We start from the raw sequence: 9423 nt of genomic DNA, 5'->3' as shown, positions 1-9423 counted from the left end.
AGTGGTCACGAGCGCGCGGACGGTGCCCCGCACCGTCCGCGCGCTCGTCGAACGTCCTGGCGTCGTCCTACGTGGACGGCGTCTTCTCGATCGCGCGCCGCACCAGGGTGAGCAGCGCGTTCTTCGCCGACTCGCGCTGGCGCGCGTCGCACATCACGATCGGCACGTCCGGCGAGATGGTCAACGCCTCCCGCAGCTCCTCCGGTTCGTAGTGGTAGGCGTCGTCGAAGACGTTGACCGCCACCACGAACGGGATGTCGCGGCGCTCGAAGAAGTCGATGGAGGCGAACCCGTCGTCCAGCTTGCGCGTGTCCACCAGCACCACCGCACCGGCGGCCCCCAGCGCCAAGTCGTTCCACAGCGGCCAGAAGCGGTCCTGGCCGGGCGCGCCGAACAGGTAGAGCACGATCTGCTCGGAGATCGTGATGCGCCCGAAGTCCAGCGCGACCGTGGTGGTCGTCTTGCGCTCGACGCCGGTGAGGTCGTCCACGCCCTCGCTGGCGACGGTCATCTCCTCCTCGGTGGTCAGCGGCGGGATCTCGCTGACCGCACCGACGAGCGTCGTCTTGCCCACTCCGAAGCCACCTGCGACCACCAGCTTCACCGGGATCGGCGCGGCGTTCTGCCCGCCTCCGTCCAGAGTGGACCTGCCTGCGGCGGAACGTCCTCCCGCCAGGCTAGAGTCTGCAAAGACCACGGTACACCTGCTCCAAGATCTCTCGGCTGACTTCTGTACGAGGCGAGCGCACGAAAACGGCCCCGTGCTCGAGCAGGTCACCGCACAGGACCCGGACCACTCCCAGCGGCTGTCCCAGCTGCACGGCCAGCTCCGCCAGCGACACCGGGCGCGTGCAGGCGTCCAGGATCCAGCGGTGCTCGGGGGTGAGCTCGAGCCGCGGCGTCTCCGGTCGAGGCTCCACCGTCAGCACCTGGCTCGCCGTGTCGAGCCGCGTCTTCCCGGTCGGGGTGCGGCCGCGCGTGATCGTGTAGGGGCGGACTATGGGGCCCGCCTCTTCGTCATACCACGCCTCGTCCACAGTCAGGCCCTCTCCGCCACCGCGCCGTGCGTCTCCCGGGGAGCGGCCGACAGGAAGCTGCCGACGCGGGTGATGAGCCGCCCCATCTCGTAGGCGACCAGCTCGATGTCGGCGTCCGGGCCGCACAGCACCGCCAGGCACGCCCCGCTGCCGGCCGCGGAGACGAACAGGAAGCCGCGCTCCATCTCGACGTGCGTCTGCGCGACCTGCCCGCGGTCGAAGTCCTTGCTGACGCCCTTGCCGATGCTGCGCAGGCTCGACGCGGCGGCCGCCAGCTTGTCGGCGGAGTCGCGCTCCATGTCGGCCGACTTGGCGATCACCAGGCCGTCGTTGGACAGCACGACTGCGTGGTCGGCACCGTGCACGCCCTGCACGAAGTCGTCCAGCAGCCAACTCAGTTTCGACGCAGTTTCGGTCATTGCCACCTCACACAGTTCTCTTGTCTGGACAACTCAGGAGCGCTCGTTCGGCGCGTCGTCGAACCCGCCACGGAACGCCCGGCGGAACCCGGCCAGCTTGCTCGGAGTGGCGACGACGTTCTCGTCCTGGTCCGGGTCGTCACGCAAGCCCTCCGCCAAGTTCGCCTGCGGCACGCGCTTGGGCAGCGGAGGACGCTCGCCCGCCGGCTTGCGCTGCTCGCCCTGCTGCGGAGCCGCCGGACCGGGTTCCGGCGCGGGCTCGGCAGCCGGGTCCGTCTTCGGCCACTCCACGGTGGTCTCGGTCGGTCCCTGCGTCGCCGGGGCGGGCTGGTCGGTCATGTCCCCATTCCAGCTCAACTCGCGCGGCTGCGGCACCGCCGCGAGGTCGTGTTCGCCGCCACTCCCGGGCGCGGCCGCGCCCGGCACGGCGGGCGTGCCCCCGCCGTTGCTCGTGGTCAGCGAGTCGTCGGCGTCCAGGATGCGTTCCGGCAGCAGCACCGTCGCGCGGGTCCCGCCGTAGGCCGAGACGCCGAACTCCACGGAGATGTCGCGGCGGTGCGCCAGCCGCGCCGCGGTGAACAGGCCCAGCTGCTCGGCCTTGTTGCTCTCCAGCACCAGCCGGTCGAACTCGGGCGGTTCGGACATCATCTGGTTGGCCCGGCTGCGGGTCTCCTCGCTCATGCCCAGGCCCTGGTCGGCGATGTCGATGGCGACACCGCGCGCCACCTGCTTGACGTCGACCTGCACCTGGGTGTTCGGCGGGGAGAACGCGGTGGCGTTGTCGATCAGCTCGGAGATCAGGTGGATGGTGTCGCCGACCGCCGCGCCGGTGACCATGACCTTCGGCACGTGGCCGATGACCACCCGCGAGTACTGGTCGATCTCCGAGACCGCGGAGCGCAGCACGTCCATCAGCGCGACCGGGCGGCTCCACCGGCGACCCGGCTGCTGGTCACCGAGCACCAGCAGGTTCTCCACCGTGCGCCGGGCCCGCGTGGTGGAGTTGTCCAGTTTGAACAGCCGGGCCAGCTGGGTCGAGCTCTCCTCGTTCTTCTCCAGCTCGTCGATGGTGCCGTGCATCTGCCGCAGCAGCCGCTGGATGCGGTGCGCCATGCCGACGAACACCACGCGCGCGCCCTGCCGGGCGCGGGTCTCGCCGACCGCGGCGTCCATGGCCTGCCGCTGGAACACCTGGATCGCCTGCGCGACCTGGCCGACCTCGTCGCTGCCGTAGTTGCCCAGCGCGGCCGTCTCGGCCTTGACGTCGACCGTCTCGCCTTCGCGCAGCCGCCGCACCACGTCGGGCAGCTTGTTGGCCATCATCAGCGACTCGGTGCGCAGGCCCTGCAGACGCGTCAGCAGGGCCTCGTCGACCACCGAGCGGTACACGCGGCGGGCGTAGACGAAGGACACCAGCGCGACGACCAGCGCGGCCAGGCTGCCCCAGGTGACCGTCCACAACGTGCCGTTGCCGTTGTCCACCGCGATGGTCGACACCTCGTCGGCCTGCGCGGTCACCATCGCGGAGAGCTCGGTGCCGACCTCGTCGGAGACCCGGCGCCAGTCCTCGAGCTCGATCGGCAGCGGCTCGCCGTCCACGCCGGCCCCGGCGATGAACCGGTCCTCGGCCGCGACCAGCTGCTGCCACGCCGGGCTGGCCAGCAGCTTCTCGTACCGGTCGCGGACGCGCGGGCGCATGCTCGAGACGTTCTGCTCCAGCGTGCTGTGGTAGGCGTCGATGTAGCGGGACAGCTGCCGGTGCTGGTCCGGGCTCATCTGCCCGGCGCCGATCACGGTGCCGACCAGCGAGGTCTCACGGGAGAACGCGTCCGAGGCGCGGAGCAGGTCGGTCGCGGCGAGCGCGCCCTCACGGGTGTCCGGGTCGAGGGTCAGCTTCGCCTGCACGTCCGCCACCTGCGTCGCGGAGTCGGAGAGGTTGTCGTAGAAGTCGACGACCTCGGCGTTGGAGATCTGCCCGGAGGCCACCCGCGTGCGGATGCCGCCCATCCGGTCGAGGTACTCGGTCAGGTCGTTCATGGCCCGCCGGATCTCCTCCGGCGCCGAGTCGAGCAGGCCTTCCCCGGCCGCGTTCATCTCGGCGATCGCCCGGTCGGTCCGGCGCTGCTGGTCCAGCAGCTCCGTCCGGTCCCGGCCCGGCTGGTCGACGGCCTCCAAGGTGAGCAGGCGTTCCTTCTTCACCTGCTCCAGCGCCGACATCGCGGGCAGCGACATCTGCCGGACGCTGGTCGCGACCTGCTGCGTGTAGATGGCCTCGAAGGCGAACAGGGCGCAGCCGACCGCCCAGAGGATGAAGACGACGATCCACGGGATCACGACCGACCAGGTCAGCCGCGAGCGGATCGAGCCCTGCCCGTCCCGGCGTCTTCTCGGTTCTTCAGGAGGTGCCACAGCCTCGTTCTGCGTCGTCACGTCCATGCACTCTCAATGGTCTTGGCCCGTGTGGGGAACGTCCGTCCAGCCGAAGCGCAGCGCGGTCGCGACGACCCGCGCGCTGCTGACAGGCGATGCTCGATCAGCGTGCTGCTCCGGCTCCTCTCCGCCGACGACCCCGCCGCTGGCGTCGGTGCGCTGGCTCGTCCCCGATGCGACGCACTGTATCGAACTAAGATCATCCGATAGCGAGCGAAGGGGACTTTGCATCCAGTTGCCACCGAGCAGCGCGCGCGGTCACCACGACGATCCACCCCCCCGGCGACCGAACGGACCAGCGGTGATCACCCGATCAGCGGTCCGGCGGCCTCGGGGTCCGGGCACCGGTCGACGTCCGCGGATCGGCGGGTTGACCACGCGCTGCTCCGGGTGTGCGCTGTGGTGCCGCCGGGCCCGTCCCGGCGCCGACCGCCCCGCCGCCCGGTCGACATCGGTGCACCACCGGGTGCGAGGTGTTCGACGTGCGGGAACGACGACTGACCGGGTTGGCCGGGATCGCGTCGGCGGCGCTGCTGGCGCTGTCCGCGGTCCCGGGCGGGGCCTCCTCCCGCCGCGGACTGGAGCGGGGGATTCGCCGACTTCCGGAGCGGTGCGCGGGAGCAGCAGCGGGGCCTCGTCGCCGAGGGAGACTGGGGCTTCGACCGGATGACGCCGCAGGGCGAGGCGCTCGACGCCCGCTACGGCCAGGGCCGTCGTGCGGGGACTGCCCGAGCGAGGGCGGCGGCCAGTTCTACACCGGCTTCCGCTCGACCGGCCGCGACGACCTCGCCGACGCGCCGGTGCTGCACCTGAGCCACCAGGTCCGGTCCCCACCGACCGGGACTTCGGGCGCGGCGGGAAGCTGCCGGGGCTGTACGGCGGCCCGCCCGGGCAGGCCAGCGGCGGCGAGCACGGTCAGGCGTGGTCGACCCGGTGCATGTGGCGGGTCCGCGACCGCGAGCCGCAGGCCACGGTGTTCGACGGGTGACCGACGACCAGTGGCACACCGTGCAGCAGGCGGTGGACCGCACCACCGGCACCACCACCGTCTGGTACGACGGCCGGCAGGTGCTGCCGGAGCAGGGCATCAAGACGTCGCCGACATCCCGTTCGCCGGCGTCTTCTTCCCCACCTTCTTCGGCGGCCACGACACCTCGTGGGGGCCGAGCCGGGACGTGCACGCCCGGTTCCACGACTTCCGCGTCACGACCTGACCTCGGTGGCGGGGTGCACGCCGCCACCGTGCACCCCGCCCCGACGCGGCCGCCCCCGACGTGATCTTGAGCACTGCCCGTGCGGGCGGACGTCGTGCCCGGACGCCGGGGATCGTGCGCGGTGCCGGCTCGCAGCGGAGGAGGTGGACAGTGACCCGGTCGGCAGCCGGCAGCGCGTCCGACGCGGCCGGGGTGGGGTCGGCGCGGCGCGCGATCGAGCTGCTGGAGGCGTTCGCCGCGCACTCCTCCTGGTTGTCGCTGTCGGACCTGCACGCTCTGACCGGCTTCCCGCGCTCCAGCCTGCACGGCCTGCGGGACGCGGGCCGGCCGGAGGCCGACCACCCAGGGCACCCGCTACCGGCTCGGCGCGCGAGCCCTGGTCCGCGGCACCGCGTACCCGGACCGCGACCCGGCGATCCCCTTCGCCACCGAGGCCCTGGAGGTGCTGCGGGCCGAGCTGACCCGCGAGGAGGTCGCCGACCCGCTGCCCGCGCTGACCGGGAACACCCTGGTGTCGCTGGAGGTGCTCCACGAGGCCTGCGCGGCCACCCGCGAACGCGGCTGCGCCGCCGAGGTCGAGGAGAGCGCGCCCGGCGTCCGCTGCGTGGCCGCCGTGGTGCCCTGCCGCCTCCCCGGCACCGACGCGATCAGCTGCTCGATGCCGGTCGACCAGACCACCGACGCGCAGGCCCGCGAGACCGGCGAACCGCTGGCCGAGGCCACGACCGACCTGGCCCACCGCCTCCGCCGCGCCGGCATCCGCTGACCACGCCCACCGCCGGTGCCGGGGTCACCCGGCCTTGGTGCGGTGCTTGGCGGAGCGGCGCAGCTGGAGGATCCGGGCGGTGCCGATGAGGGCGACCACGAGCGCGCCGGCGAGGACGGAGAACAGCATCGCCACCCCGAGCGGCAGGTTCCAGTCCGTCCACAGGAAGCGCACCGTCACGGTGCCGGAGTTCTGCAGGATGAACACGAGCACGAAGACGAGCACCACCGCGGCGATGACCACCGACACCCAGATCCCGCCGGTCCGCGTGCGCTCCACCTGCTCGGCGCGCTCCCGCTCGGGTCCGCTCCCGCCGGCTCCGTTCGTCCCGTTGTCCACCATGCGGACCATCATCAGCGCCGAGCCGCCGCGACCGACACACCCGAGCCGCCCCACCCCCCGATCGAGTGACGGCGCGAGCAGCCGCTGCACTCCCGCGCCGCGCTGAGCGGGTCCCGGTGGCCTCGGCGCCGTGCCGCCGGACCGGTCCGCTCCGGCGGCGGGTCGCCGAGCACGCGACCCCACCTCCCGCACACCGTCCACAGCGGACGACGTGGGTCACCGCGGCCGAACCGGGGCCGGTCCGCGGAGTTCGACCGGGTGACGTCCACAGTGGAGGCACGTCCCCGCAGGCGGGCGGGGACGTGCCGTCATCCCGTCCCCTCCCCCGAGGAAGCCAGGGTCGTCGCGTTGGCGGAGAGCAGCGCGAACGGGTCCATGTCGGTGGTGTCGATCTCCAGCACGTGCCACGGGACGCCCGCCGCGGCGCGGAGGACCGCGGGCACGTCGACGCGCCCGGTGCCCATCGGCGTCTGCGGTGCGTCCGGCTCCGCCGGGCCGTCCTTGAGGTGCACCGCGACCACCCGAGCACCGAGACCGGCCAGCACCGACGCCGGGTCCGCCCCGGCCGCGACCGCCCAGTAGACGTCCAGCTCCGCGAGCAGCGCCGCGCTCGTCTTCTGCCAGAACCGGTCGTAGCCGGCGGTGCCGTCCGGCAGCGCGGCCCACTCGAACCAGTGGTTGTGGTAGCCCAGGCGCAGCTCGGTCGATTCCGCCGCCGTGCCCAGGACGTCGGCGAAGGCGTCGAGCCGCGCCGGGTCGGCGAAGGTCTCCTCGCCGAAGCCGGCGACTTGGCGCGGGTGCGGGACGAACACCGTGTCCGCGCCCAGGACCGCGCACTCCTCCTCGAGTTCGGCGATGTCCGCGGGCAACCCGGCGTGCACCGCGGAGACCGCCAGGCCCGCCGCGTCCAGGTCGGCCCGCAGCGACCGCGCCGCCGCCAGGCGCTCGGCGGGGGCCCGGTCCGGGGAGCCGAGACCGAACGGCTCGACGTGGCGGAAGCCGATCTCGGCCAGTCGCGCCAGGGTGCCGGGCCGGTCGGCGGCGAGCTGCTCGCGCACGCTGTAGAGCTGGACGGAGAGCACCGTGCCTCCCCCCTCAGCCGACGATCAGCGGTCGGAGGGTGCGGTGCGCGATCTCCAGGCCCTGGGTGATGCGCTCGTCGTCGCCGCCCCACACCGGGTCCTCGTGCTCCACCGACAGCGTTCCGGTGAAGCCGTGCTCGTAGAGCCGGTCCACCACGCGCGCCCAGTCGACCTGGCCCAGCCCCGGCACGCGGTAGCGCCACCAGCCCATGTCCCACGGGTTGCCGCCCTTGTCGACCTTGCCGAAGAAGCCGTACCGCTGGCGGGCCGCCGGGTCCAGCTCGACGTCCTTGGCCTGGGCGTGCACGATCCGGTCGACGTACGGCGCGATGGTGTCGACCGGGTCGATGCCGATCCAGGTCAGGTGCGACGGGTCCCAGTTCAGGTACAGGCCGAGGCCGAACATCCACTCCCACAGCTCCGGCGAGTAGGCCAGGTTGCCGGGGTAGCCGTCCGGGTGCCAGCCCTCCATCACGCAGTTCTCGACGATGATCTTCACGTCGCGCTCGCCGGCGTACTCCACCAGCTCGGGGAAGATCCGCTCGGCCTCGGCGAGGTTCTCGGAGACCGACTTCGTCCAGTCGCGGCCCACGAAGGTGCCGACGTGGGGCACGCCGAGCGCCTGCGCGGCGTCGATCGCGTGCTTGAGGTGGGTGCGGATCTCCTCCCGCCGTGCCGGGTCGGGGTGGAGGTTGTTCTCGTAGTAGGCGAACGCCGACAGCTCCAGGCCGTGCTCCTCGAACAGCGCCTTGGTCTCGTCGACCTGGCGCGGGCCGAAGTCGGCGACCGGGAGGTGCGCGGCTTCGAAGTCACGACCGCCGGTGCTGGGCCAGACGGCCACCTCCAGCGCCTCGTAGCCGGCCTGCTTGGCCCAGGCGGCGATCCGGTCCAACGACCACTGCGGGAGGCAGGCGGTGAGCATTCCGAGTTGCATGGTCACACCTTCGTCCAGGAACCGTTGCGGGCGGAGCGGAGGACGGCGTCGACCAGCCGCGCCGAGCGCAGGCCGTCCTCGAACGTGGGCAGCCCCTCGGGGCTGTCGCCGTCGATCGCGGCGTAGGTGTCCGCGACGAACGCTTCGAAGCACTGGGCGTAGCCCTGTGCGTGACCGGCGGGCAGCGTCGACAGCCGCCGCTGCTCGGGGGACCCGTGCTCGGGGTCGCGGACCAGGACGCGGTTGCCGTCGACGCCGCCGAGCCAGATCCGCTCCGGCTCCTCCTGGTCGAACACGGCGCTGCCGAGGGAACCGTCGAGCTCGAACCACAGCCGGTTCTTCCGCCCGGCCGCGACCTGCGAGATCGTCGCCGAGGCCAGCACGCCGGAGGCGGTGCGCAGCAGCAGTGCTGCGGAGTCCTCGGTGCGCACCTCGACCCGCTCACCGGAGGCCTCGCTGGGACCGGCGAAGGTCGGCCCGCTGGCGGCCGGCCGGGTCGGGACGGCGATGCTCAGCTCGGCGAGCAGGTCCGTGAAGGTCTCCCCGGAGACCCACTGGACCAGGTCGCACCAGTGCGAACCGATGTCGGCGAAGGCGCGCGACTCGCCACCCAGCTCCGGGTCGACCCGCCAGCTGGAGGCGTCCGGCGACAGCATCCAGTCCTGCAGGTAGCTGCCGTGCAGCAGGTGCCAGGTGCCGAACTCCCCGGCCAGCCGCCGCGCCCGGACCTCCCGCACCACGGGGTGGTAGCGGTAGACGAACGGGACCGTCGCCACCCGGTCGCTCTCCCGGGCCGCCGCGGCCATGCGCTCGGCCTCGGCGAGGGAGATGCCGAGCGGCTTCTCGCAGACCACGTGCTTGCCCGCGCGCAGCGCGGCCTCGGCGAACGGCGCGTGGGTGGCGTTGGGGGTGCACACGTGCACGACGTCGACGCGGTCGTCGGCCAGCGCGTCGTCGAGGTCCCGGTAGGCCGTCACGCCCCAGCGCTCGGCCACTTCGCTCGACCGCGCCGGCGAGGACGCCAGCACGCCGACCACGTCGGCTCCGGCGAGCAGCGCCGCGCGGCGGTGCACCTCGCCGATCATGCCGGCACCCAGGACGGCCACGCCACGCCCGGAAGGTCCAGGGCTCACGAGGAGCCTCCTTCGTCGGATCGGTTGACTGCTGCGGGTGTCTCACGCCCGATTTACGTCGCGGTC

The 9423-nt window shown here is 72.7% G+C and carries 10 protein-coding genes and 1 pseudogene; 3 read left to right on the top strand and 8 right to left on the bottom strand.

The genetic code is table 11. From position 1 onward, the window contains the following. Positions 1-67: 67 nt before the first annotated feature. The 4 genes from HNR68_RS13900 to HNR68_RS13885 are packed head-to-tail and all read right to left on the bottom strand — an operon-like array spanning position 68 to position 3892. Complete coding sequence (locus HNR68_RS13900; RefSeq protein WP_179725035.1) at positions 68-640, bottom strand: GTP-binding protein; 573 nt, start codon at positions 638-640, stop codon at positions 68-70. A gap of 37 nt (positions 641-677) precedes the next feature. Next, positions 678-1037 carry a DUF742 domain-containing protein gene (locus HNR68_RS13895; RefSeq protein ID WP_179721107.1) on the bottom strand — a complete coding sequence of 120 codons (360 nt, stop codon included), beginning with the start codon at positions 1035-1037 and terminating at the stop codon, positions 678-680. 2 nt (positions 1038-1039) lie between these two features. Then, positions 1040-1456: a roadblock/LC7 domain-containing protein gene (locus tag HNR68_RS13890; RefSeq protein ID WP_179721105.1), complete on the bottom strand. Its 417-nt coding sequence runs from the start codon at positions 1454-1456 to the stop codon at positions 1040-1042. A 33-nt stretch (positions 1457-1489) separates the two neighbouring features. Beyond that, on the bottom strand, positions 1490-3892 hold the full coding sequence (locus HNR68_RS13885) for a sensor histidine kinase (RefSeq protein WP_179721103.1): 2403 nt from the start codon (positions 3890-3892) through the stop codon (positions 1490-1492). Between the two features lie 709 nt (positions 3893-4601). Between HNR68_RS13885 and HNR68_RS27625 the strand changes: the two genes are divergently transcribed. The 3 genes and pseudogenes from HNR68_RS27625 to HNR68_RS27615 all read left to right on the top strand — a co-directional run bounded on the left by HNR68_RS27625 (position 4602) and on the right by HNR68_RS27615 (position 5866). Further along, on the top strand, positions 4602-4874 hold the full coding sequence (locus HNR68_RS27625; protein ID WP_380573057.1) for a polysaccharide lyase: 273 nt from the start codon (positions 4602-4604) through the stop codon (positions 4872-4874). A gap of 286 nt (positions 4875-5160) precedes the next feature. After that, positions 5161-5358: pseudogene (locus HNR68_RS27620) on the top strand (hypothetical protein); the annotation flags it as partial. A gap of 184 nt (positions 5359-5542) precedes the next feature. Next, positions 5543-5866, top strand: coding sequence for an IclR family transcriptional regulator domain-containing protein (locus HNR68_RS27615; protein ID WP_380573059.1), 324 nt, complete (start codon positions 5543-5545; stop codon positions 5864-5866). A 24-nt stretch (positions 5867-5890) separates the two neighbouring features. Here the strand turns inward: HNR68_RS27615 and HNR68_RS13875 are convergent, their stop codons facing one another. The 4 genes from HNR68_RS13875 to HNR68_RS13860 form a co-directional block, all read right to left on the bottom strand. Beyond that, positions 5891-6208: a LapA family protein gene (locus tag HNR68_RS13875; RefSeq protein ID WP_179721101.1), complete on the bottom strand. Its 318-nt coding sequence runs from the start codon at positions 6206-6208 to the stop codon at positions 5891-5893. Between the two features lie 308 nt (positions 6209-6516). Beyond that, positions 6517-7290: a TIM barrel protein gene (locus HNR68_RS13870; RefSeq protein ID WP_179721100.1), complete on the bottom strand. Its 774-nt coding sequence runs from the start codon at positions 7288-7290 to the stop codon at positions 6517-6519. Positions 7291-7303: 13 nt separating this feature from the next. Then, complete coding sequence (locus HNR68_RS13865; protein ID WP_179721098.1) at positions 7304-8224, bottom strand: sugar phosphate isomerase/epimerase family protein; 921 nt, start codon at positions 8222-8224, stop codon at positions 7304-7306. A gap of 2 nt (positions 8225-8226) precedes the next feature. Next, on the bottom strand, positions 8227-9357 hold the full coding sequence (locus tag HNR68_RS13860) for a Gfo/Idh/MocA family oxidoreductase (RefSeq protein ID WP_179721096.1): 1131 nt from the start codon (positions 9355-9357) through the stop codon (positions 8227-8229). Positions 9358-9423 lie beyond the last annotated feature (66 nt).

This window comes from Saccharopolyspora hordei (assembly GCF_013410345.1).
GTDB classification, from domain to species: domain Bacteria; phylum Actinomycetota; class Actinomycetes; order Mycobacteriales; family Pseudonocardiaceae; genus Saccharopolyspora; species Saccharopolyspora hordei.
This window is presented reverse-complemented; position numbering and strand designations above follow the sequence as displayed.